A 23,666-nucleotide genomic window follows, 5' to 3' on the forward strand; every position below is an offset into this window, starting at 1 on the left:
CATACCGCCGGCCGAGGGGGACGGCCCTCGGCCGGCCGCCGTGGACCCGAGACGGGTCCGCGGCAACCGGTGCGGGGGCGCGTACCCACGAGTACGCGCCCCCGCACCGGCGCACGGAGCTGCCCGCACCAGCTGCACGACCTGCCCCACCAGATCAAATGCCCCTCTTGCACCACCTCCCTGACACCCACGTCACCGCAGACGTGTAACCGACCGGAGGAACCGCCGTGGCAGCCACGCCCAGGTTTCGCAACGAAGCAGCCCCCGCATCCGCAGCATCCGCCGCATCGCCCGTATCCCCTTCCGGCCCCGAACCCGCCGCCCCGGCAGGCGGGAAGCACCCGGTCGACGAGACCCTCCCCCCACTGAAGATGTTCACCAGCGGCCTCCAGCACGTGGCCGCGATGTACGCGGGCGTGGTGGCCCCGCCGATGATCGTGGGGCCCGCCGTGGGCCTCACCGCCAAGGAGACCGCGTTCCTCATGGGGGCGAGCCTGTTCACCGCGGGCATCGCCACCCTCCTCCAGACCCTCGGCTTCTGGCGGATCGGAGCCCGGCTGCCGTTCGTCAACGGGGTCTCGTTCGCCGGGGTCACCCCGATGGTCGCGATCGGCAAGGACCGGGGGCACGACGGCATCGCGGTCATCTTCGGCGCGATCATCGTCGCCAGCCTGCTCGGCTTCCTGCTGGCCCCCTACTTCTGCAAACTGGTCCGCTTCTTCCCGCCCGTGGTCACCGGCACCGTGATCACCCTGATCGGTGTCTCGCTGCTGCCGGTCTCCTTCAACTGGGCGCAGGGCGGCAACGCCCGGGCCGCCGACTACGGCTCCACCACCAACATCATCATGGCCGCCGTCACCCTGGTGATCGTCCTGGCCCTGCGGAAGCTGCTGCGCGGCTTCCTCCAGCAGATCTCCATCCTGCTCGGCCTGGTCGCCGGTACGTTGATCGCGATCCCGGTCGGCATCGCGGACTTCGGCGCGATCAAGGACGCCGGTCTCTTCGGCTTCCCGTCCCCGTTCCACTTCGGGGCGCCGCAGTTCGAGGTCGCCGCGATCGTCTCCATGAGCATCGTGATGCTGGTCTGCATGACCGAGTCCACCGCGGACATGCTCGCGCTCGGCAAGATCGTCGACCGGCCGGCGGACGAGCGGACCATCGAGGGCGGCCTGCGCGCGGACACCCTGGGCAGCGCCCTCAGCCCGCTCTTCAACGGCTTCATGTGCAGCGCCTTCGCCCAGAACATCGGCCTGGTGGCGATGACGAAGGTCCGCAGCCGCTTCGTCGTCGCCGTCAGCGGCGGCATCCTGATCGTGCTCGGGCTGGTCCCCGTCGCCGCGTCCGTCATCGCCATCGTCCCGCTGCCGGTCCTCGGCGGCGCCGGCATCGTGCTCTTCGGCACGGTCGCCGCCAGCGGCATCCAGACCCTGGCGACCGCCGCGCTGGAGAAGGGCGAGAACGCGCTGATCGTGGCCGCGGCCGTGGGCGTCGGCCTGATCCCGATCGCCGCGCCGGAGTTCTACCACTCCTTCCCGAAGGACCTCCTGGTGGTCCTCGACTCCGGGATCTCCACCGGCTGCGTGGTGGCCATCGTGCTCAACCTGGCCTTCAACCACCTGGGCCGCGGGAAGCCGGACGCCCCGGCACCGGAGCCCGGGCGGAGCGCGGCGGCCCCGGACCCGGTGGTCGCGCACTGACCCGTGGACCGGGCCCGTACCGTCCCGCTCGGGGCGGTACGGGACGGTGGGGCGGCGCGTACGACGGACCGCGCGAGGTCCGTCGTACGCGCCACGTCTTCGCCGGCGGTCCGGCCGTCAGCCGATGTGGTAACTGTCGCCGTAGACCTTCCAGTCGAGCGGCGGGTCCAGGGCGAGGTTGCCCTTCTTCAGGAAGACCCGCTGGGCGGTGTCCACCCGGCTGGTGTCGTCATGGGCCGCCTCCTGCTTCATCGCCCAGACCCGGGCGTCGAGGAAGGCGTTGAGGTACGCCGTCTCGTCGCCGCCCCGGGACGGGGGCTTCGCCTTCGACAGGGCCCGCTCGCGGATGGCGCCGAAGCCGGTGCTGTCGTCGCCGTCGCCGTGCACGACGAAGGCGTCGTAGTACGCGAACTGGCCCAGCGCGCCGATGCCGTCGGCCTTGCCCTGCTTGACGGCCGGGTCGAAGTACACCCGGTCGCGCTCGTCGTCCTGTGCCTTGCGGAAGGCGGAGTCGGACGCCGCCTTCGCCCAGTCCTTGGTGAAGTTCGGGTCCAGCCCGTCGTGCGAGGAGGTTCCATCGACCTTCCGCAGCGCGGGGAGGTACTTGGCGAGGACGTTGTCGGGCTTGCGCTCGGTGTACAGCTCGACGAGATCGAGCATGTCGCCCGTGCCGGAGCAGAAGCCGATGATGCCCCCGGTGTAACCGCGGTCGTCGTCGATGTCCTCGATGTACTTGTACTGGGACTTCCAGTCCAGGGAGGAGTTCTCGGCGCTGGAGACCAACTGCATGGCGATCTCCTTTTTCGCCGGGTCGTTCAGTCCGGGTGCGGCGGCGGCCCGGGGGGCCGCGGCCGCGGGGTGGGGGGTGGACCGGTGGGCGAACCCACCGGCGTAGGCGGTGACGGGGATGACCGTGAGGGCCAGCCCGACGGCGATGACCGTGATACGCACGGGGCGGCTGCCACGCCGTGCGGCGCGCTGATGGGGAGCGGGCACCAGTCCTCCAGAGGGAGTTCGTCGTTCCGACGGTCCGTGGAAAGCCCCGGTCCGTCCGGAGAACCGGACTGTTAGGAAGCTTTCCTATCGGGATGTTAGGCGTACGTACAGCCCTCCGGAACACCGGGAGCGGAGTTCAACCGGAACGAGTGAGGCCCCGCACCGCGCGGAGTGCGCGATACGGGGCCGGAACCGGCTGCCGGGGCCGTCAGCAGTTCAGGTAGGCCACGTGGATCCAGACACCGGTGGGACCGCCCCACAGGTCGCCCATGATCCAGTTGCCCTGCTGGCCCCGGGCGTTGATGTTCTGGCCGCTGTTCACCTTGCCGAGCACCGGGAAGTTCTCGCCCGGACCGCCCCGGAAGTTGACCCCGTTGTCGTTGACGGTGCAGACCCCCGCCGGAGCCTGGGCGGACCGCACGGCCACGGGCGGCTGCACGGCCTGGGCGGCGGGGCTCATCGCCAGCCCGAGAGCGGCGGTCAGCACCGCGGCCGCCAGCGTCGTCGTCCTCTTCATCCGAATCTCCTCCGTTGACGCGGCCCGCGTCGGTGCGGGCCGTCCGCAGGCCCAACGCGACCGTCCGCCGACTGGTCACGCGTCCGTACGGGTCATCCGGAGGAGAAGCGGAGGCGGGGCGCCGTGACCCGGGGCTCAGTCGCCCGGCCGCCAGTCCGGGCGGCGGCCGCTCATCGCCACGGTCCGGTCGAGCAGCGGGGCGCCGGCCGGTACGGGGACCGGCGGGCCGAAGATCGTCTCCGGCCTCGTCCCGCCCTCCTCGGGGGTCAGCAGCGCCAGGGCGGCCCGGAGGCTGGCCTCGTCCCCGGTGTACTCCTGGCCGGTCGCCCGGGCCAGGTCCCAGCCGTGGATCACCAGCTCGTCCAGGACGACCAGCAGCGCCACCCCGCCGGGCAGGTCCACCCCGCCCGCCCTGGTCGTGCCCTGCCGGGCGGCCGGATCGCGCCAGGCCGCCACCAGCTCGTCCAGCAGGGGCGGCAGGGCGGTGCGCCAGTCGTCGGGGAGGACCGGGAGCCCCGCGTCCGGCGGGGTGTCGGTGGTCGGCCCGAGGTCCTTGCGGGCGGCGTCGCGGAAGGCGGTGCACAGCCCGAGGATGTGGGCCAGCAGCTCGCGCACCGCGTAGTCGGCGCAGGGGGTGGGGCCGTCCAGCTGCTGCTCGCCGATGCCGTCGAGCAGGCCGGCGATAAGCCGGGCCGCGGGCTCCAGGTCGACGGGGGAAACGGTCGTCGTATCGATGTCCATGTCCTGGTGACTCCGCCCGGCCCCGGAACTCATCGCCGCGCCGCCGGCCGGCCCCGCGCCGCGCTCACCGCACCACCCGCCCGCGGAGCACGATCCGGGTCGGATGGTTCAGCGCGCCCGGGTCCACCGTCGGGTCGGTGGCGTACGCGACGAGATCGGCGGGCGCGCCGTCGGCGAGACCGGGCAGCCCGAGCCAGGCCCGTGCCGTCCAGGACGCGGCGCCGAGCGCGGCGTGGGCCGGGAGCCCGGCCCGTACCAGCCAGTCCAGCTCGCCCGCGACCGTCCCGCAGGGGAAGGAGTCCGTCCCCGCCAGCACCGTCACCCCCGCCTCGTGGGCCGCGCGCACATGGTCGAGCATGTGCTCCCAGCCGGCCAGCCACAGGTCGCGGCGGACCCCCGGTTCCCGGGCCCGCATCGCGACCGCGCTCGCGCCGAAGGCGGCCAGGGTCGGCACGAACGCCGTGCCCTGCGCCGCCATCCGGTCCAGCAGTGCCGGGTCCAGATGCATGCCGTGCTCCAGGCTGTCGGCGCCCGCCAGTACGGCGTTGCGGGTGCCCTCGGCGGTCTGGCAGTGCACCGCCACCTTGCCGCCCGCCGCGTGCACCGCGTCCACCACCCGCGTCAGCAGCGGCAGCGGTACGGCGGGTTCGTCCGCCGCCCAGTCGCCGACGACCTTGCACCAGCCGGAGGAGGCCGCAGCCTCCTCCACGGCCGCCCGCACCAGCTCCGCCTCGCTCACATCGCGGCCGAAGCCGGGGAAGAACCGGCCGGGAGTGGCCAGCCACCGCCCCGCCGAGGTCACCCGGGGCAGCTCCGGGTCGTCGGCGACCCAGGCGGGCATCCGCCGCGCCGTCCCCGGGGTGCGCACCGCGAGCACCCCCGCGTCCCGGTGCTCCGTCAACTGCCTGCGCAGCAGTTCCTCGTCGAACGGCGACCCCGGCTCCAGCGCGCCCGGATGGGTGTGCACGTCCACCAGTCCGGGCAGCAGCCAGCCGCCGTCGACGAGCCACCGCGCGTCCCGCCCGGCGCGCCCGCCGGGCGGCCGTCCCGCGCGCAGCACCTCCCCGTCGATCCAGAACGTGCGCTCCTCGCGCTCCGGCAGCACCACACCTCGTACGCACAGCATCGGTCGACCGTACGTCAGGACCGGCCTCCGGTGGTGAACGGCCCCCGCACATCGGCACATTGCGGAAGGTTCGGCTCCACCCTCTTGTCGACGGCCCCCGCACCGTGCGATACAGGTCTGGACCATTGCTGCCGGACGGAAGGCACGACCGTGCAACGCCCCCACGCAACCGCCGCGTCGGCCTGCGCCGTCGCCGCGCTGCTCCTCGCCTCGCTCACCGCCTGCGGATCGGCCCCCGAGGCCGACACCGCCGAGCCCTCGGTGCCGCACGGGGTGACGGCGCAGGCGAGCAGCGCCACCTCCGTCCACGTCATGTGGGAGCGGTCCACCGACGACCGGGGGGTCACCGGGTACGAGGTCTACCGCGAGGGGCGGCTGGCCGCCTCGGTCCCGGCGGCCAAGGTGATGACCGATGTCGGCGGGCTGACGGCCTCGACCGCCTACGCCTTCACCGTGCGTGCCCGGGACGCCGCCGGGAACCGCTCCGCGCCGAGCGCCGCCGTGCGCGTCACCACCCCCGCCCCGACCCCCGCCGACCACCGGCCGCCCACCCGGCCGACCCGGCTGCGCGGCACCGTGGACGGCAGCCGGTCGGTGACCCTGACCTGGGGCGCCTCGACCGACGACGTCGGCGTCACCGCCTACGACGTCTACCAGGAGGACTCGCGCATCCACAGCGTGCCCGGCACCGAGACCCGGGCCCGCCTCACCGGTCTGCGCCCCGGCACCGTCTACACCTTCACCGTCCGGGCCCGCGACGCCGCCGACACCTCTTCGCCGGACAGCGGCGCCGTCGACCTGACCACCCGTTCCGCCCCCGGCGCCCCCGCGAGCACCGCCCCCACCGACCTGCGGATCACCAACCGGGCCGAGGGCAAGGAGTACGCCGTCGAGCTGGACTGGAAGCAGCCGGAGACCGGTGGCGAGATCCCCGCGTACCAGCTCTTCATGGGCGGGAAGCTGACCACGACGATCGTCTGGGGCGGCGCCCCGCCCAAGGGGCGGGCGAGCTACCGGTTCACCGTCCCCGACCCGCGCGGCACCCGCTACTCGGTGAAGATCCGCGCCAAGCTGCCGGACGGGAAGTGGGGGGACTTCTCCGCCCAGCGCACGGTGGTCCTCGGGGGGTAGAGGACTTTACCCGGGATTGGTCTGTACCTATTGACGAGTTGGTCCAGACCTTTTAGGTTCCCCTGTGCTCCATGGCACCAAGGAAGCATCCGGCTCCCCCTCAGGACCGCCTCACCGGTCCCTCCCCAAGGGAGAACACCATGTTCGAGCACCTGACCCTCGGACGGAGAACGGCGACCGCCCTCGTCGCCGTTCTCGGTCTCCTCCTCGCCCTGCTCTCGTTCCAGGCCGTCCCCGCCCACGCCGCGGGCAAGCTGACGGCCACCTTCAGCTCGGCCGACAACGGCTCGTGGTGGAAGGGCACCTACATCCTGCACAACGACACCGACACGGCCGTGACGGGCTGGAGCCTGGAGTTCGACCTGCCGGCCGGGGTCACCATCGACACCTCGTACAACGGCACCGTCACCACCCAGGGCAGCCATGTCACCGCGGTCAACGCCCACTACAACGGCACCGTGGGCGCGCACAGCACCACCGAGCCGTACAGCTTCTGGTTCGTGGCCAACGGGCCGATCGCCGAGCCGACCGGCTGCCGGATCAACGGCGACAAGTGCGACGGCGCCGCCGACGTGCCGCCCGGCGCGCCCGGCGGGCTGAAGCAGACCGACGTCACCGCCCGCACCGCCTCGCTCTCCTGGACGGCGGCCCTGCCGGGCGACTTCCCCGTGGCGTCGTACGACATCCTGGCCGGCGGCAAGGAGGTGGGCTCGGCCACCGCGACGACCTCGGCCACCGTCAGCGGACTGACCCCGGCCACCGCCTACGCCTTCACGGTCCGGGCCAAGGACACCCGAGGCAACACCTCCGCCGAGAGCGCGCCGCTGACCGTCACCACCGTCGACCCGGCCACCGACACCTCCCCGCCCACCGCCCCGGGCACGCTGCGCTCCACGGCGGCCGACTCCTCGTCCGTCACCCTGGCCTGGACCGCCGCCACCGACAACCAGCGGGTCGCCGCGTACGACGTCTACCGGGGCGGGACGAAGGCCACCACCGTCTCCGGCACCACGACCACCGCCACCATCGGCGGGCTGTCGCCCTCGACCTCGTACACCTTCACGGTCAAGGCCCGGGACGCCGCCGACAACGAGTCCCCGGCGAGCAACGCGCTCACGGTGAAGACCGACGACATCGTCGGCGCGGGCAACTACGCCAAGGTCGGCTACTTCGTCCAGTGGGGCATCTACGGCCGCCAGTACTTCGTGAAGAACCTGCACGACTCGGGTGCCGCCGACAAGCTCGACATCATCAACTACGCCTTCGCCAACATCGACCCCAACAACCTCACCTGCCTGAACGGCGTCACCAAGGGCACCACCGCCGACCCGCAGGACCCCGAGCAGGGCACCGGCGCCGGTGACGCCGACGCCGACTACGCGCGCCCGTTCAGTGCCGCCCAGTCCGTCGACGGTGTCGCGGACGACGGCTGGGCCACCCTGCGCGGCAACTTCAACCAGCTGAAGAAGCTCAAGAAGCTGCACCCGAAGCTGAAGATCGTGGTCTCGCTCGGCGGCTGGACGTACTCCAAGTACTTCTCCGACGTGGCGGCCACCGACGCCGCCCGCAAGAAGTTCGTCTCCTCCTGCATCGACATGTACATCAAGGGCAACCTGCCCGCGTACAACGGCGCGGGCGGCCCCGGCACCGCCGCCGGGATCTTCGACGGATTCGACATCGACTGGGAGTGGCCGGGCACCGGTACCGGGCACCCCGGCAACCACTACTCGCCCGACGACAAGGACAACCTGACCCTGCTGCTCGCCGAGTTCCGCAAGCAGCTCGACGCGCTCGGCGGCGGCCACCGGCTGCTCACCGCCTTCACCCCCGCCGACCCGCAGAAGATCGACGAGGGCTGGGACCTGGGCAAGGTCTTCGACTCCCTCGACGTGGCCAACGTCCAGGGCTACGACTTCCACGGCTCCGGCAGCGACAACTCCTGGGAGCCGGACCGCACCGGCCACCAGGCCAACCTCTACACCGACGAACAGGACCCCTACGACTTCCACTTCAGCGCCGACACCGCCATCAAGGCGTACACCGACGCGGGCGTCGAGCCCCGCAAGCTGACCCTCGGCATCCCGTTCTACGGGCGCGGCTGGCAGAACGTCACCGACGGCGGGGCCGCCGGTGAGTGGCAGCCGGCGGGCGGCGCCGCACCCGGCCAGTTCGCGGAGGAGGCCGGCACCCGCGGCTACAACAACCTCATCGGGGCGTTCCCGACGATCGCGGTCCACCACGACGAGCAGTCCGTGTCGACGTACGGCTACACCGGCAACCAGTGGTGGTCCTTCGACGACACCTGGTCCATCGGCAAGAAGATGGACTACGTGAAGTCCAAGGGGCTGCTGGGGGCGATGATCTGGGAGATGTCCGGGGACACCCCGCAGGGCACCCTGATGAACGCGATCGACAGCAACCTCAAGTAGCGGTACCCGCCCGCCGGTACACGCCGGTACGCGGAGCCCGCCCGGGGTCCGCGTACCGGCCATCCACCGTCCGGGTCAGGCGCTGCCCAGCACGTCCGCCGCGGCCACCAGACAGCGCTCGGCCAGCGCGGCGGGGCCCCGGGGGCCGGTGGCCGGGGCGTCGTCCGCGGCCCAGGTCTCCACCGCCGCGCGCACCGCCGCCCCGGCCACCCCGGCGACCAGCCGCAGCTCCAGCGAGAGCGGGTCCGGCCCGTCCGGCAGCCCGGCCCGCGCCGCGAGGACCGTGGCCAGGGTGGTGTCCGCGTCGTGGCAGGCGTCGTTCCACACCGACTGGAGGGCCGGGCTCCGCGCCCCCATCCGCAGCAGCGACCGCACCCACTCCAGGGACTCCGCGGCCGCCGTGTCGCCGGGGGCGGGGGTCAGCGCGCGGGCCGCCGCGTGCCGCAGCGCGTCGGCCACCGACAGCTCCGCGGGGGCGTCCCGCACCGCCTCCACCCAGCTCCGGGCCCCGACCGAGAGGAGCGGGGAGACGGCCTCCTCCTTGGTCGCGAAGTAGCGGTAGAAGGTGCGCGGGGCGACGCCCGCGGCGCGCGCGATGTCCTCCGCGCGCGTGTCGCGCAGTCCCCGCTCCACGAAGAGCGCCGCCGCCGTACGGGCGATGTCCAGCCGGGTCGCGGCCTTGCGCCGCTCAGTCAACGAGCCATCGTGCATGGCGATCAGGTTATGCCCTGACGCCACCGCAGCTGATAGGCAGATATTGCCCATGTGGCAGAATCTGCCAGCAGTACATGGGCAGAACGAGCAAGAGGTGGCAAGAGCGGTGCGTCGGCGGCAGTTCCTTCTGAAGACGGCCGGCCTGGCCGGTACCACGGCGGCGCTCGGGCTCACCGGCTGTTCGCCGAGCGGCGACGTGAAGCTCCGTCTGCTCGTGGCCAGTTACGACAAGAGCATCGGCGCCTCGCTCGGGGACCAGTGGGACGATGTCGTCACCGCCTTCGAGAAGGAGAACTCCGGGATCCGGATCGAGCTGGAGCGGGTCTCGTACACCAAGATCGACAAGGTGCTCGCCCAGCGGGTCGAGGAGGGCCGGGCGCCCGACATCGCGCAGTCCAACATCTTCGCGCCGTACGCCGAGGACGGCCGCCTCTACAGCATGGCCGAGCTGTTCAACATCTCCACCCAGGCCGACTTCATCCGCTCCTTCACCGAGGCGGGCACGGTCGACAACGCCACGTACGGCATCCCCTTCCTCGCCAGCACGCCCCGGCTCTTCTACAACAAGGAGCTCTTCCGGCGGGCCCGCGTCACCGCCCCCACCTCCTGGGCCGAGCTGCGGAAGGCCGCCGAGGGGCTGAAGGCGATCGGGGTGCGGACGCCGTACGGGCTCCAGTTCGGTCCCGAGGCCGCCGAGGACGAGATGCTGACCTGGGTGCTCGGGAACGGCGGCGGGTTCACCGGGGAGTCGGGGGAGTACGACTTCGAGAAGCCGGAGAACGCCGAGGCGCTGACCTGGCTGCGGGACGAGCTGGTCGCGCCGGGGCTGGCCGGTGCCGACCCGTCGAAGCTCAACCGGACCGACGCGTACGCGGAGTTCATGCGGGGGCAGATGGGCATGCTGGTCGGCCACCCGATGCTGATGGGCGCCGCCGACCAGGCGAAACTCCCCTACGCCCACGTCGCGTTCCCCAAGAAGGACGGCGGCGAGGCCCCGCCGGTGGGGATCAGCGACTGGCTGATGGCGTTCAAGCGGGGCGGCCACCGCAAGGAGTGCGGCACCTTCCTCTCCTACCTCTACGGCGGCAAGTCCGCCGAGGCCTACGGCGGCGGCGCGTCCGCGCTGCCGGTGACGTACTCCGCCTCCGACGCGGCGACCGGCAAGGCGGAGGACCAGCCGCTCGCCCCGTTCATCCAGCAGCTCACGGAAGCGGAGTTCTCCCCGGTCAACCTGCGCTCCTGGCCCACTGTCCGGGGCACCATCCGTACCGAGGCCGCGCGGGCGGTGATGCGGGGCGGCGACCCCGCGACCGTGCTCGCCTCGCTCGACGCCTCCGCCGTCAAGGCGGACATGGCGGCATCCGCCTCCTGACCCCGGACGCACCTCCGCCCCGGCGCTGTGCGTGCCGGGGCGGAGACGTGTCGGTGTACGGGCCGGTCAGCCGAGCCGCTCGTACGCCGGGAGGGTCAGGAAGTCCGCGTAGTCCTGGTCCAGCGCGACCTGGAGCAGGAGGTCGTGGGCCTGCTGCCACTTGCCCGCGGCGAAGGCCTCCTCGCCGATCTCGGCGCGGATCGCGGCGAGTTCCTCGGCCGCGACCGTGCGGGCCAGCTCGGCCGTGGCGTGCTCGCCGTTCTCGAAGACCACGTCCGCGTTGATCCACTGCCAGATCTGCGAGCGGGAGATCTCCGCGGTGGCGGCGTCCTCCATCAGGTTGAAGATGGCCACCGCGCCCAGCCCGCGCAGCCACGCCTCGATGTAGCGGATGCCGACCGCGACGGCGTTGCGCAGGCCCTCGGAGGTGGGCTTGGCGTCCAGGGTGTCGATGGCGATCAGGTCGCCCGCGGCCACCGAGACGTCCTCGCGCAGCCGGTCCTTCTGGTTCGGCTTCTCGCCGAGGACCGCGTCGAAGGAGGCCATGGCGATCGGGACCAGGTCCGGGTGGGCGACCCAGGAGCCGTCGAAGCCGTCGTTCGCCTCGCGGTCCTTGTCGGCCTTGACCTTCTCGAACGCGACCTTGTTCACCTCGGCGTCACGGCGGGACGGGATGAACGCGGCCATGCCGCCGATCGCGTGCGCGCCGCGCTTGTGGCAGGTGCGCACCAGCAGCTCGGTGTACGCCCGCATGAACGGGGCGGTCATCGTCACCGCGTTGCGGTCCGGCAGGACGAACTTGGCGCCGCCGTCGCGGAAGTTCTTGACGATGGAGAAGAGGTAGTCCCAGCGTCCCGCGTTCAGGCCCGAGGCGTGGTCGCGGAGCTCGTAGAGGATCTCCTCCATCTCGTACGCGGCGGTGATCGTCTCGATCAGGACGGTGGCGCGGACCGTGCCCTGCGGGATGCCGACGTAGTCCTGGGCGAAGACGAAGATGTCGTTCCAGAGGCGGGCCTCCAGGTGCGACTCCGTCTTCGGGAGGTAGAAGTACGGGCCCTTGCCGAGGTCGATCAGGCGCTGGGCGTTGTGGAAGAAGTAGAGCCCGAAGTCGACCAGCGCACCGGGCACCGGGGCGCCGTCCAGCTGGAGGTGACGCTCGTTCAGGTGCCAGCCGCGGGGGCGGGCCACGACCGTGGCGAGCTCCTCGGCGGGCTTCAGGGCGTAGGACTTGCCGGTCCTGGCGTCGGTGAAGTCGATCTCGCGGCGGTACGCGTCCATCAGGTTGAGCTGGCCGAGGACGACGTTCTCCCAGGTGGGGGCGGAGGCGTCCTCGAAGTCGGCGAGCCAGACCCGCGCGCCCGAGTTCAGCGCGTTGATGGTCATCTTGCGGTCGGTCGGACCGGTGATCTCCACCCGGCGGTCGTTCAGCGCGGCCGGGGCCGGGGCGACCTTCCAGGAGTCGTCCGCGCGGACCGCCGCCGTCTCGGGCAGGAAGTCCAGCGTGGAGGTGCGGGCGATCTCGGCGCGGCGCCCGGCGCGGCGGGCGAGGAGCTCGTCACGGCGGGGCGTGAACCGCCGGTGCAGTTCGGCCACGAACGCGAGGGCCGCGTCGGTCAGGACCTCGTCCTGCCGGGGCAGGGGCTCGGCATCGACGATGGCCAGCGGGGACGGCGCTGGTGCGGACATGAGCGGTCACTCCTTCAGCGGGCGGTGCGGGCGGCGCCTCGGGCCGCCGGGGCGCCCGGGAACGGCACGGCGTGCCAGGGCTCCGGAATACGGGTGTGGAGGCCGTCTGGGGTGCAGAGGGCTTCTGATCAGTGGATATTAGTTTCCTCATGGTGGAAGTTCAATGGTTTGTTGATGTCGAGATTCTCCGGGTCGACAGAAGTGGCCCCGTGACGGCCCGGAGTGCCGGGACCGTCACAGGAGGTGTTCCCTCACCGAAGGCGGTCCAGATCCGCCACCGTGTCGATGTCGTACGCCTCGGCCACATCGGAACACTCGACGAGCGTGATCGCATCGCGGTGCGCCCGAAGGAACCCCCGGGCGCCCTGGTCGCCCACCGCCCCCGCCGCGACGTCCGGCCACAGCTCCGCCCCGAACAGCACCGGATGGCCGCGCTCACCCCCGTACGCCGCCGCCGCGATCCCGCTCCGGGAGCGGTACGCCGCCCGCACCCGGGCCACCGCCCCGGCCCCGATCCCCGGCTGGTCGACCAGGAGGACGAGTGCCGCGTCCGCCCCCGAGCCGGCCAGCGCGGCCAGTCCGGCGCGCAGCGAGGAGCCCATCCCCTCGGCCCACCCGGGATTCACCGTCACCGCGCAGCCGCCGAGATCCGCCCGTTCCAGCACCGTGTCCGCCGCGGCGCCCAGGACCACCCGCACCGGGTCGCAGCCGCCGTCCCGGAGCACCCGTACCGCGTGCTCCACCAGGGGACGGCCGCGGTGTTCCAGCAGGGCCTTGGGGCGCCCGCCGAGGCGCCGCCCGCCGCCCGCGGCGAGCAGCAGCCCGGCCACGCGCGGCGGTGTCGTTGTCGCAGTCATGCGGTCTGGATACCCCACCCGTACCCGGCCGCGCACCCCTCGCGCGTGCTTCGACACCCCTCGCACACCCTTCGCGCGAGCAAGCGGGGAACCGGGCGGACCGGGTCGGTGTCCACCGGACGACATGGAGATCACCCTTACGGGAGACCCCGAATTCCGTCAGTGGAGTGGCGCACGGTACCTGGCATGGCGTTAACTTGCGCGCACACCCGGATACTTGACCATGCTGCGTGGGCCGGTCGGATCACCGGCACAAAGACGTGCAAGGGGGAGTGCTTTGTTGCGAAGCGTGGGACAGAAGCGGGTCACCGGCAGTGTCGACGATCCGAGGGTGAGCGAGCTGCGTACGGCCGTCTCCCGGCTCCGCCGAGCCCTGGCCGGCCACCCCGCCGAGTTCCCGGACCGGAGCATCGCCGAGGACGAGCTGGCGGCACTGGACGCGATGACGGCGCAGGGCGTCCCCGAGATCGCGCGGATGCGCTGCTCCCTGCTGCTCATCGCGGGCTCGATCGGGTCGGTGAGCGCGCTGGCCGCCGCGCTCCGGGACGTGCGGGTCGCGGTCGACCTCTTCGGGGAGCCGCCGCGCCGCTGACCGGCGGGGTGCGGCGGGGTCAGCGGCGGATGAGCCGACGGGCCGTCGCCGCCGCCACCGCCGAGGTGCGGGAGTCCACGCCCAGCTTGGCGTAGATGTGCACCAGATGGGACTTCACCGTCGCCTGGCTGAGGAAGAGCCGCTTGCTGATCTGCAGGTTCGACAGCCCCTCGCCGACGAGTTGCAGCACCTCCAGCTCACGCCTGGTCAGCGCCTCCGCGGGGGTGCGCATCCGGTCCATCAGCCGGTGCGCGACGGCCGGGGCGAGCGCCGAGCGGCCCGCCGCGGCGGTACGGACCGCCGCCGCCAGTTCCTCCGGCGGGGCGTCCTTCAGCAGATAGCCCGCGGCACCGGCCTCGACCGCCGCCAGGATGTCGGCGTCCGAGTCGTACGTGGTGAGGATCAGCACCCGGGGCGCGTCCGGGCGGGCCGTGATTTCCGCGGTGGCCTGCGAGCCGTGCATGCCCGCGCCGAACTGGAGGTCCATCAGGACCACGTCGTAGCCGCCGCCCGCCGCCATCTCGACGGCCCGTTCGGCGGTGGCCGCCTCACCGGCCACGAGGAAGCCGGGCTCGGCGTCGAGCACGGCCCGCAGCCCGGCCCGTACCACCGGGTGGTCGTCGGCGAGCAGCAGCCGGACCGGGGAGGTGTCGTCGGAGGTGTTCATGCGGCGTCCTGTCCTGGCCGGCCGTCGGTGAGGGGGAGCGGAAGGGTGAGGGCGAGCGCGGTGCCCTGCCCGGGGGCCGACTCGACACTGAGCGTGCCGCCGAGCGAACGGGCCCTGGCCCGCATCGCGGGCAGGCCGAAGCCCCCGGTGTCCCGGTCCGCCGGGGCGGGGACGAGCCCCGGGGTGAACCCCCGGCCGTCGTCCACCACGTCCAGCGAGACCGAGGTGTCCATGAAGCTCAGGGTGATCTCCGCGCGCCGGGCCCCGGCGTGCCGCACCGTGTTGGCCAGCGCCGACTGCGCGGTGCGCAGCAGCGCCACCTCGTACGGGGTCGGCAGCTCCACCGGTGTGCCGCTCACCGCGAACTGCACGGTGAGGTCCGGGCCCGTCGTCCGGGCGGTCAGGCGCTCCAGCGCGGCGGCCAGCGAGCCGTTCGCCAGGTCCGGCGGGGACAGGGCGCGCACGAAGCGGCGGGCCTCGGCCAGGTTCTCCTGGGCGGCCTCGCGGGCCCGGCGCACGTGCGCGGTGGCGGGGGCGTCGTCGGGCAGGGTGCGCTCGGCGGCCCGCAGCAGCAGCTGGATGCTGGACAGGCCCTGGGCGAGGGTGTCGTGGATCTCGCGGGCCAGCCGCTCGCGCTCGGCGAGGGTGCCCGCGGTGCGCTCCGCCTCGGCCAGCTCCGCCCGGGTCGACATCAGCTCCTCGATGAGCCGCCGGCGCCGTTCGCTCTCCCGGAACAGCGCCTCGTAGCCGAGGACCGTCGCCACCGCGACCGCCGCGCCGAGCAGCGGTCCGATGAAGGTGCCCGGGTTGACGGCCTGGCCGTGCCAGAGGAAGCAGGCGATGGCGGCGGCCGCGCTGACCGCGACGGCGGGCAGTCCCCAGCGGTTCGGCAGCAGGTGCAGTTGCAGGAAGTAGAGCGGGAAGGCCACCCACAGCGCGTCCGGCGACAGCACGAGCAGCGCCAGCCACACCGCGCCCAGCGCCGCCAGCCACACCGCCGCCGTCCTGGTGTGCGGCTGCACGGCGGGCAGCAGCGCGCCCGCCGCGTACACGGCGGCCATCAGACCGGCGACCGTGACGACGGCACCGGCCCGGGGCACCCCGTCGCCGACGGCCCGTACGACCACGAGCGCCAGCAGCCCGATAAGCAGCGCGTGCAGGCAGAGCCGCAGCGCGGTGGCGACCGGGGGGTGGGGGCGGGGATCCATGGTGCGTCCAGCGTAGACGCGGGGAGACGGGGGCCGGTCAATCGAAAGGTTGATGTCGGGCCCCACCCGGGTGCGATGTCTCCGGAGGCCCGGACGGCGAGGCTGGAGCCATGTTCGTCGCATGGAGAGATCTCCGTTTCGCCAAGGGCCGGTTCGCGCTCATGGGCACGGTCGTGGTGCTGATCACGCTGCTCGTGGGGCTGTTGTCCGGACTCACCGCTGGGCTGGCCCGGGAGAACACCTCGGCCGTCACCGGGCTGTCCGCCGACCACCTCGCCTTCGCCGCCCCGCCGGACGGCCGCTCGGTGTCGTTCACCGACTCGGTCGTCGAGGAGCGCGCCTGGCGGAGCTGGGCGGAGCGCCCGGGGGTGGAGGCAGCCCAGCCGCTCGGCATCCGTACGCTCAACGCCGCCGCCGGGGGCGGGCACACCTCGGCGGTCTCCGCGTTCGGGGTCGAGCCGGACGGGGGCCTCACACCGCCCGGTACCCGGGTCGCCACCGGGCGGGTGGTCCTCTCCGAGCAGGCCGCCGAGGACCTGGCGGCCGCCCCCGGCGACCGGGTGCGGCTCGGCTCCACCACCGTCACCGTCGCCGCCGTCGCGGGCGACGCCTCCTACAGCCACACCTCGGTCGTGTGGACCTCGCTCGACGACTGGCAGCACCTCGCGGGCGACGACGGCCGGGGCCGGCACGCCACCGTGATCGCCCTGACCACCGACGGCGCCGATCTCGCCGCGGGCGACAAGGCGGCCGGGACCAGCACCCTCTCGCGGGACGACTCCCTCACCGCCATCGGCTCCTACCAGGCCGAGAACGGCTCGCTCCAGCTGATGCGCGGCTTCCTCTTCGCCATCTCCGCCCTGGTCATCGGCGCCTTCTTCACCGTCTGGACGATCCAGCGCAGCGGCGACGTCGCCGTCCTGAAGGCGCTCGGCGCCTCCACCCGCTACCTGCTGCGCGACGCGCTCGGGCAGGCGGTCGTGATGCTCGCCCTCGGCACCGGCGCGGGCACCGCGCTCGCCGCCGGGATCGGTGCCCTGATCAGCGGCGGCGCCGTGCCGTTCGTCCTCGACGCGGCGACCGTGCTGGTCCCGGCCGCCGTGATGATCGTCCTCGGCGCGCTCGGGGCGGCCCTGTCCATCCGGCGGATCACCGCCGTCGACCCGCTCACCGCACTCGGGAGTGCCCGATGACCCTCACCCTCTCCGACGTCACCCTCACCTATCCCGACGGCGACGGCCGGCTCACCGCCCTCGACCGGGTCTCCCTGGAGGTGCCCGCGGGCACGCTCACCGCGGTGGTCGGACCGTCCGGCTCCGGCAAGTCCAGCCTGCTCGCGGTGGCGGCGACCCTGGTCACCCCGGACTCCGGGCGGGTGGTGGTCGCGGGCCGGGACACCTCCGGCCTGGACCGGGCCGGGCAGGCGGAGCTGCGCCGCGCGCACATCGGGATCGTCTTCCAGCAGCCCAATCTGCTGCCCTCGCTCACGGCCGCCGAGCAACTCCAGGTGATGACCCACCTCTCGGGCGGCGCGGTACGCCGTTCCCGCGAGCGGGCGCTGGAACTGCTGGACGCGGTGGGCCTCGCGGACCAGGCCGGGCGCAGGCCGCACCAGCTCTCGGGCGGGCAGCGGCAGCGGATCAACATCGCGCGGGCCCTGATGAACGAACCCGGGGTGCTGCTGGTGGACGAGCCGACCAGCGCGCTCGACCACGAGCGGGGCGCCGCCGTGCTGGACCTGCTGGTACGGCTGGTCCGGGAGCGGTCCACGGCGACGGTGCTGGTCACCCACGACCGGACCCATCTGGACCGGGTGGACCGCACGGTGCGGATGGACGACGGGCGGCTGACCGTGCCCGAGCCGGTCTGACCCGGCGGGGAACGGAGGAGGGGGCGGCCCGGGCGGCCGCCCCCTCCCGCGTACTCAGCCGTTGGTGCCGCTGCTCGCCAGCGCCTCGGAGAGGTCCCGCGCCGCCTGCTGGAGGATCGGGACGATCCGCTCGGTGGCCGCCTCCGTCACCCGGCCCGCCGGACCGGAGATCGAGATCGCCGCCGAGGTGGGGGAGTCCGGCACGGGGACCGCCAGACAGCGGACCCCGATCTCCTGCTCGTTGTCGTCGACCGCGTAACCGACCCGGCGGACGTGCTCCAGCGCGTCGAGGAAGCCCTCGGGCGTGGTGATCGTCTTCTCGGTGGCGGCGGGCATGCCGGTACGGGCCAGCAGGGCGCGCACCTCCTCCGGGGGCGTGTGCGCCAGCAGCGCCTTGCCGACCCCGGTGGAGTGCGGCAGCACCCGGCGGCCCACCTCGGTGAACATCCGCATCGAGTGCTTGGACGGGACCTGGGCCACGTACACGATCTCGTCGCCGTCGAGCAGCGCCATGTTCGCGGTCTCGCCGGTCTCCTCGACCAGCCGCGCCAGATACGGCCGGGCCCAGGTGCCCAGCAGCCGGGACGCGGACTCGCCGAGCCGGATCAGCCGGGGGCCCAGCGCGTAGCGCCGGTTGGGCTGCTGGCGCACGTATCCGCAGAGCACCAGCGTGCGCATCAGGCGGTGGATGGTCGGCAGCGGGAGCCCGCTGCTCGCGGAGAGCTCGCTCAGCCCGACCTCGCCCCCCGCGTCCGCCATCCGCTCCAGAAGGTCGAAGGCGCGCTCAAGGGACTGCACACCACCGCTCGGAGCGGCGGGCTTGGAGTCGGCTGTGCTGGCGTGGGACGGCGGCACGTCAACGGTCCTTTCGAGGCGGATGAGCGGGTGCCCCGCCCGGCGAGGCACTCAGGAGTGTCCGACCACCTGCCGCGGCGTCGCGCCCAAGGGTCGGACACCCGCAGCAGCCTACCGGGCGGTTCCCGGTCGACGCACTGCTCCGGGCCCGGCGTCCTGGCCGGTCAGAGACCGTTTGTCCCGGTGTCGGCCGAGGGCGGGGCCAGGGGGCGGAGCCCTGCTGGTCCCATGCTACGTTCCATGGTGCGAAAGTTGACTTCTACTTTGTGGAAATATACAGATGCGGATGGAGGGTGTCCGTCCGGCCCCCGGTCGGGCGCGGCAGGGTCTTGACGAGGCCGCGCCCCGAGTGAAAACTCCTTCAACAGTTCGTTGAATTCTTCAGCGTTCGAAGCCCGAAGTGAGGAGCACGGATGTCCGGTGCGGACGTGAACCTGGTACTGCGCTCGACGCGTGTCGTCACCCCGGACGGGACGCGCGCCGCCGCGGTCGCCGTCGCCGGCGGCAGGATCGACGCGGTCCTGCCGTACGACGCCGAAGTGCCGGCCGGGGCCCGGCTGGAGGACTTCGGCGACGACGTGCTGCTGCCCGGGCTCGTCGACACCCACGTCCATGTGAACGACCCGGGCCGCACCGAGTGGGAGGGCTTCTTCACCGCCACCCGCGCGGCGGCGGCGGGCGGCATCACCACCCTGCTCGACATGCCGCTCAACTCGCTGCCGCCGACCACCACCGTCGACCACCTGCGCACCAAGCAGCAGGTCGCCGCCCCGAAGGCGCACATCGACACCGGCTTCTGGGGCGGTGCGATCCCCACCAACGTCAAGGACCTGCGGCCGCTGTACGAGGCCGGGGTGTTCGGCTTCAAGTGCTTCCTGTCGCCCTCCGGCGTCGACGAGTTCCCCGAACTCGACCAGGAGCAGCTGGCCCGGTCCATGGCGGAGATCACCGGATTCGGCGGCCTGCTGATCGTGCACGCCGAGGACCCGCACCACCTGGCCGCCGCCCCGCAGCGCGGCGGCCCCGCGTACGCCGACTTCCTCGCCTCCCGGCCGCGCGACGCCGAGAACACCGCGATCGAGGGACTGATCGCGCACGCCCGGCGGCTGAACGCCCGGGTCCATGTGCTCCACCTGTCCTCCAGTGACGCCCTGCCGATGATCGCCGCGGCCCGGCGCGAGGGCGTACGGATCACGGTCGAGTCCTGCCCGCACTTCCTCACCCTCACCGCCGAGGAGGTCCCGGACGGCGCCACCGAGTTCAAGTGCTGTCCGCCGATCCGGGAGGCGGCCAACCAGGACGCGCTGTGGCAGGGATTGGCGGACGGCACGATCGACTGCGTCGTCTCCGACCACTCGCCCTGCACCACCGACCTCAAGACCCCCGACTTCGCCTCCGCCTGGGGCGGGATCTCCTCCCTCCAGCTCGGGCTGCCCGCCATCTGGACCGAGGCCCGCAGGCGGGGCCACTCGCTCGACGACGTCGCCCGCTGGATGTCGGCCGCCCCCGCCGCACTGGCCGGACTCGACCGGAAGGGCGCCATCGAGGCCGGCCGCGACGCCGACTTCGCGGTGCTGGCCCCCGACGCGACCTTCACCGTCGACCCGGCCGAACTCTTCCACCGCAACCAGGTCACCGCCTACGCCGGGAAGACCCTGTACGGCGTCGTCCGCTCGACCTGGCTGCGCGGCGAACGGATCGCGGCCGACGGCGAAGTCGGCGCTCCCACCGGCCGGCTCCTCGCACGCGGCCACTGACCGCGCACCGGCCCTCCCCTCCGCGCCCGCCGTCCAACCGCACGGCGGGCGCGGAGAAGGGCCGAAGGTCTCCACCCGCGCGACTTTGGTCTCCCGGCGCGTCCGTACGGCCCGACCCACCGCCCGGCCTGGGTAGTTTTATGGCATGACGCGTACGGAATACCGCTGGCTGCTGCCGTCGGCGATGGCCGACCCCGAGCTGTCCGGCGACCGGCGCGGCCGCTCCCGCCGCACGGTGCGGGACTGGATCGTCGACACGACCGCCTTCCTCTGCGCCGCCGGGATCGGCCTGATCGCCGCGGCGGCCATCGAAGCCGACCGGAGCACCTCCGACCTCGTCCTCCTCGTCGACGTCGTGCTCGGGGTGCTGGCCTGCGCCGTGCTCTGGGTGCGGCGACGGTGGCCGGTGGGCGTGGCCCTGGGGCTGGTGCTGCTCGCCACGGTCGAGCCCACCGCGGCGGGGGCGATGCTCGTCGCGCTCTTCGGGCTGGCGGTGCACCGGCCCTTCCGGCCGGTCGCGGCCATCGGGGCGCTGGCCCTGGTCCTCACCCCCGTACAGCCGTATCTGCGCCCCGACCCGGAAAGCTCCTCCCTCGTGGACACGATCATCGGGGTGCTGCTGACGCTGCTGGTGATCAGCTGGGGGATGGCCGTACGGTCCCGGCGCCAGCTCGTCGTCTCCCTGCGCGAGCGGGCCCGCCGGGCCGAGACCGAGGCGGAACTCCGCGCCGAACAGGCCCAGCGGCTGGCCCGCGAGGCCATCGCCCGCGAGATGCACGACGTCCTCGCCCACCGGCTGACCCTGCTCAGCGTCCACGCGGGCGCCCTCGAATTCCGCCCCGACGCGCCCCGGGCCGAGATCGCCCGCGCCGCCGGGGTCATCCGGGACAGCGCGCACGAGGCGCTCCAGGACCTGCGCGAGATCATCGGCGTGCTGCGCAGCCCCGGCGAGAGCGACGGCGACCGGCCGCAGCCCACCCTCGCCACCCTCGACGAACTGGTCGCCGAGTCCCGGCTGGCCGGCATGGCGGTCGTGCTCGACAACCGGGTCGACGACCCCGCCTCGGCCCCCGCCGCCACCGGCCGCACCGTCTACCGCATCGCCCAGGAGACCCTCACCAACGCCCGCAAGCACGCCCCCGGCACCGAGGTCACCGTCAGCGTCACCGGCGCCCCGGGCGAGGGCCTCACCATCGAGGTGCGCAACCCGGCGCCCACCGAACCGTTCAGACCGGTCCCCGGCTCCGGCCAGGGCCTCATCGGCCTCACCGAACGTGCCACGCTGGCCGGCGGCAAACTGGAGCACGGGCCGCTGCCGGACGGCGGCTTCCACGTCCGCGCCGTACTGCCGTGGCCAACCTGAGCGCCCGGACCCCGGCCTCCCGGCGCCCGCCGCGTCCGGGCCCCGATACGGTTGCGGACATGACCACCCCCACTCCGAACGGGCCCGGCCCGCGGCGGATTCGGCTGCTCGTCGTCGACGACGACCCGCTCGTCCGGGCCGGACTCGCCCTCATGCTCGGCGGCGCCGACGACATCGAGATCGTCGGGGAGGGGGCGGACGGCACGGAGGTCGCCGCGCTGGCCGACCGGCTCCGCCCCGACGTGGTCCTGATGGACCTCCGGATGCCCGCCATGGACGGGCTCACCGCGACCGAACGGCTGCGCGCCCGTCCCGACGCCCCCGAGGTCATCGTCCTCACCACCTTCCACGCCGACGAACAGGTGCTGCGCGCGATCCGCGCCGGGGCGGCCGGATTCGTCCTGAAGGACACCCCGGCGGAACGGATCGTCGACGCGGTACGACGGGTCGCCGCCGGGGACCCGGTGCTCTCGCCCGCGGTGACCCGGCAGCTGATGGACCGCGCCGCCGGGACCGGCCCCCGCGGCCGCGACGAGCGCGCCGGCGCGGCCCGGCGGCGCCTCGCCCAACTGGCCGGGCGGGAACGCGAGGTCGCCCTCTCCGTCGCACGCGGCCGCTCCAACGCCGAGATCGCCGCCGCCCTCTACCTCAGCGTGGCGACCGTGAAGACCCAGGTCTCCCGGATCCTCGCCCGGTGCGGCTTCAACAACCGTGTCCAGATCGCTCTGTTGGTGCACGACGCGGGGCTCCTGGACGAGGACGGCACACCGCCACCGGCATAGGGTGAGGAGGCCGGCCCGCGGGAAACGGGCCGCACGACCGGGAGGGGCGATCCCATGTTCGAAGCCAGTGGTCAGGCCGACGTCGATCTGCGCGGGGTGGCGGAATTCACCGCGAACCCGTACCCGTACTACGGGAAGCTGCGTGCCACCGGACCGGTGCACACCGTCCGCACCGACGAATTCGACCTCGTCTGGCTGGTGGTGGGGTACGACGAGGCCCGCGCCGCCCTCACCGACCCCAGGTTCACCAAGGACTGGCGCGGACTGCCGGGCGCGCCCGAGGGCGATTCGGTCTTCCTGAACATGCTGGAGCTGGACCCGCCGCACCACACCCGGCTGCGCAAGCTCGTCGCCCGGGAGTTCACCGCCCGGCGGGTCGAGTCGTTGCGCCCGCGCGTCCAGGGGATCACCGACGGGCTCCTCGACGCGATGGTGCCCGCCGGGCGCGCCGATCTCGTCGACGCCCTCGCCTTCCCGCTGCCGATGACCGTCATCTGCGAACTGATAGGCGTCCCGGACCTGGACCGCGAGCGGTTCCGCCGGCTGTCGAACGGGGTCGTCAGCCCCACCTCCCCGGAGCAGGAGACCGAGTCGGTGCGCGTCATGGGCGTGTACCTGCGCGAGCTGATCGAGGAGAAGCGCGCCGCACCCGGCGACGACCTGATGAGCGCCCTGGTCAGGACGCGCGACGAGGACGGCGACCGGCTCTCCTTCGACGAACTCATGGGCATGGCCTTCCTGTTGCTGGTGGCCGGCCACGAGACCACGGTCAACCTGATCGCCAACGGGGTACGGGCCCTGCTCGACCACCCCGACCAGCTCGCCGCCCTCCAGGACGACCCGGAGCTGATCGGCGGGGCCGTCGAGGAGATGCTCCGTTACGACGGCCCGGTGGAGAACACCACGTTCCGGTTCGCCCGCGAGAACATCCCGATGGGGCGGCGGACCATCCCGGCGGGCGCCCCGGTGCTGGTCTCGCTGGCGGGCGCCGACCGGGACGGCGCCCGCTATCCGGAGCCCGACACCTTCGACATCCGCCGCGAGCCCCAGGGCCACCTGGCCTTCGGGCACGGCCTCCACTTCTGCGTGGGCGCGCCGCTGGCCCGGATGGAGGGCCGGATCGCGATCGGCAGCCTGTTGGAGCGGTGCCCCGGCCTGGCCCTGGACACGGAGGCGGACCGGAAGCCGGAGTGGATCCCGGGCATGCTGATCCGCGGCGCGCGCGGACTGCCCGTCCGCTGGTGAGCGGGGGAGCGCGGGAGAGCGCGGACGACATACGGACAGGACAACGGAACGAGGAGCAGCG

The 23,666-nt window shown here is 73.0% G+C and carries 21 protein-coding genes; 11 read left to right on the forward strand and 10 right to left on the reverse strand.

All coding sequences use genetic code 11. From position 1 onward, the window contains the following. Window positions 1–365: 365 nt before the first annotated feature. Complete coding sequence (locus tag ACIQGQ_RS17975) at window positions 366–1,697, forward strand: nucleobase:cation symporter-2 family protein (protein ID WP_402396920.1); 1,332 nt, start codon at window positions 366–368, stop codon at window positions 1,695–1,697. A gap of 117 nt (window positions 1,698–1,814) precedes the next feature. Here ACIQGQ_RS17975 and ACIQGQ_RS17980 read toward each other — a convergent pair whose 3' ends face one another. From ACIQGQ_RS17980 to ACIQGQ_RS17995, 4 genes are all read right to left on the reverse strand, one after another. Beyond that, on the reverse strand, window positions 1,815–2,693 hold the full coding sequence (locus ACIQGQ_RS17980) for a chitosanase (RefSeq protein WP_402396655.1): 879 nt from the start codon (window positions 2,691–2,693) through the stop codon (window positions 1,815–1,817). Between the two features lie 208 nt (window positions 2,694–2,901). Beyond that, entirely contained in the window at window positions 2,902–3,210 is a 309-nt protein-coding gene (locus tag ACIQGQ_RS17985) for an SH3 domain-containing protein (RefSeq protein ID WP_402396658.1), read from the reverse strand. 135 nt (window positions 3,211–3,345) lie between these two features. Then, window positions 3,346–3,951 (reverse strand): TIGR03086 family metal-binding protein, encoded by a 606-nt coding sequence (locus ACIQGQ_RS17990; RefSeq protein WP_402396661.1) that lies wholly within the window; start codon window positions 3,949–3,951, stop codon window positions 3,346–3,348. Between the two features lie 64 nt (window positions 3,952–4,015). Then, a complete protein-coding gene (locus ACIQGQ_RS17995; protein ID WP_402396664.1) occupies window positions 4,016–5,077 on the reverse strand; it encodes an amidohydrolase family protein in 1,062 nt (353 codons plus the stop codon). Window positions 5,078–5,227: 150 nt separating this feature from the next. Here ACIQGQ_RS17995 and ACIQGQ_RS18000 point away from each other — a divergent pair, with 150 nt between their 5' ends. Both ACIQGQ_RS18000 and ACIQGQ_RS18005 read left to right on the forward strand, forming a co-directional pair. Beyond that, window positions 5,228–6,208, forward strand: a complete 981-nt coding sequence (locus ACIQGQ_RS18000; RefSeq protein WP_402396667.1) for a fibronectin type III domain-containing protein — start codon at window positions 5,228–5,230, stop codon at window positions 6,206–6,208. A 140-nt stretch (window positions 6,209–6,348) separates the two neighbouring features. Next, on the forward strand, window positions 6,349–8,637 hold the full coding sequence (locus ACIQGQ_RS18005; protein ID WP_402396670.1) for a glycosyl hydrolase family 18 protein: 2,289 nt from the start codon (window positions 6,349–6,351) through the stop codon (window positions 8,635–8,637). A 75-nt stretch (window positions 8,638–8,712) separates the two neighbouring features. Here the strand turns inward: ACIQGQ_RS18005 and ACIQGQ_RS18010 are convergent, their stop codons facing one another. Continuing rightward, window positions 8,713–9,348, reverse strand: a complete 636-nt coding sequence (locus ACIQGQ_RS18010; protein WP_402396673.1) for a TetR/AcrR family transcriptional regulator — start codon at window positions 9,346–9,348, stop codon at window positions 8,713–8,715. A 97-nt stretch (window positions 9,349–9,445) separates the two neighbouring features. Here ACIQGQ_RS18010 and ACIQGQ_RS18015 point away from each other — a divergent pair, with 97 nt between their 5' ends. Then, entirely contained in the window at window positions 9,446–10,723 is a 1,278-nt protein-coding gene (locus tag ACIQGQ_RS18015) for an ABC transporter substrate-binding protein (protein ID WP_402396676.1), read from the forward strand. 66 nt (window positions 10,724–10,789) lie between these two features. On the opposite strand, the gene aceB is transcribed toward ACIQGQ_RS18015, so the two are convergent. Continuing rightward, window positions 10,790–12,409 (reverse strand): malate synthase A, encoded by a 1,620-nt coding sequence (aceB, locus tag ACIQGQ_RS18020; protein WP_402396678.1) that lies wholly within the window; start codon window positions 12,407–12,409, stop codon window positions 10,790–10,792. A 251-nt stretch (window positions 12,410–12,660) separates the two neighbouring features. Further along, entirely contained in the window at window positions 12,661–13,266 is a 606-nt protein-coding gene (locus tag ACIQGQ_RS18025) for an NTP transferase domain-containing protein (RefSeq protein WP_402396681.1), read from the reverse strand. 289 nt (window positions 13,267–13,555) lie between these two features. On the opposite strand from ACIQGQ_RS18025, the gene ACIQGQ_RS18030 reads away from it, so the two are divergent. Beyond that, window positions 13,556–13,858 carry a DUF5955 family protein gene (locus tag ACIQGQ_RS18030; protein WP_402396683.1) on the forward strand — a complete coding sequence of 101 codons (303 nt, stop codon included), beginning with the start codon at window positions 13,556–13,558 and terminating at the stop codon, window positions 13,856–13,858. Between the two features lie 19 nt (window positions 13,859–13,877). Here ACIQGQ_RS18030 and ACIQGQ_RS18035 read toward each other — a convergent pair whose 3' ends face one another. Both ACIQGQ_RS18035 and ACIQGQ_RS18040 read right to left on the reverse strand, forming a co-directional pair. Beyond that, window positions 13,878–14,525, reverse strand: a complete 648-nt coding sequence (locus ACIQGQ_RS18035) for a response regulator (protein WP_402396685.1) — start codon at window positions 14,523–14,525, stop codon at window positions 13,878–13,880. Further along, the gene (locus ACIQGQ_RS18040; RefSeq protein ID WP_402396687.1) at window positions 14,522–15,733 is read right to left on the reverse strand and encodes a sensor histidine kinase; all 1,212 of its coding nucleotides are present in this window, start codon (window positions 15,731–15,733) and stop codon (window positions 14,522–14,524) included. Before ACIQGQ_RS18040 ends, ACIQGQ_RS18035 begins: the two co-directional genes overlap by 4 nt. Window positions 15,734–15,843: 110 nt before the next feature. On the opposite strand from ACIQGQ_RS18040, the gene ACIQGQ_RS18045 reads away from it, so the two are divergent. Together ACIQGQ_RS18045 and ACIQGQ_RS18050 are read left to right on the forward strand one after the other, a co-directional pair. After that, window positions 15,844–16,926 (forward strand): ABC transporter permease, encoded by a 1,083-nt coding sequence (locus tag ACIQGQ_RS18045; protein WP_402396690.1) that lies wholly within the window; start codon window positions 15,844–15,846, stop codon window positions 16,924–16,926. Then, on the forward strand, window positions 16,923–17,603 hold the full coding sequence (locus tag ACIQGQ_RS18050; protein WP_402396693.1) for an ABC transporter ATP-binding protein: 681 nt from the start codon (window positions 16,923–16,925) through the stop codon (window positions 17,601–17,603). The genes ACIQGQ_RS18045 and ACIQGQ_RS18050 overlap by 4 nt, the downstream gene beginning before the upstream one ends. Window positions 17,604–17,657: 54 nt before the next feature. On the opposite strand, the gene ACIQGQ_RS18055 is transcribed toward ACIQGQ_RS18050, so the two are convergent. After that, complete coding sequence (locus ACIQGQ_RS18055; protein ID WP_402396696.1) at window positions 17,658–18,458, reverse strand: IclR family transcriptional regulator; 801 nt, start codon at window positions 18,456–18,458, stop codon at window positions 17,658–17,660. A 413-nt stretch (window positions 18,459–18,871) separates the two neighbouring features. On the opposite strand from ACIQGQ_RS18055, the gene allB reads away from it, so the two are divergent. The 4 genes from allB to ACIQGQ_RS18075 all read left to right on the forward strand — a co-directional run bounded on the left by allB (window position 18,872) and on the right by ACIQGQ_RS18075 (window position 23,605). Next, entirely contained in the window at window positions 18,872–20,215 is a 1,344-nt protein-coding gene (allB, locus tag ACIQGQ_RS18060) for an allantoinase AllB (RefSeq protein ID WP_402396699.1), read from the forward strand. 145 nt (window positions 20,216–20,360) lie between these two features. Beyond that, window positions 20,361–21,578, forward strand: coding sequence for a sensor histidine kinase (locus ACIQGQ_RS18065; RefSeq protein ID WP_402396701.1), 1,218 nt, complete (start codon window positions 20,361–20,363; stop codon window positions 21,576–21,578). Between the two features lie 59 nt (window positions 21,579–21,637). Further along, window positions 21,638–22,360, forward strand: coding sequence for a response regulator (locus tag ACIQGQ_RS18070; RefSeq protein ID WP_402396704.1), 723 nt, complete (start codon window positions 21,638–21,640; stop codon window positions 22,358–22,360). Window positions 22,361–22,414: 54 nt separating this feature from the next. Next, window positions 22,415–23,605, forward strand: a complete 1,191-nt coding sequence (locus ACIQGQ_RS18075; protein ID WP_402396707.1) for a cytochrome P450 — start codon at window positions 22,415–22,417, stop codon at window positions 23,603–23,605. Window positions 23,606–23,666: the final 61 nt, after the last annotated feature.

The organism is Streptomyces sp. NPDC092952, assembly GCF_044754785.1.
GTDB lineage: Bacteria > Actinomycetota > Actinomycetes > Streptomycetales > Streptomycetaceae > Streptomyces.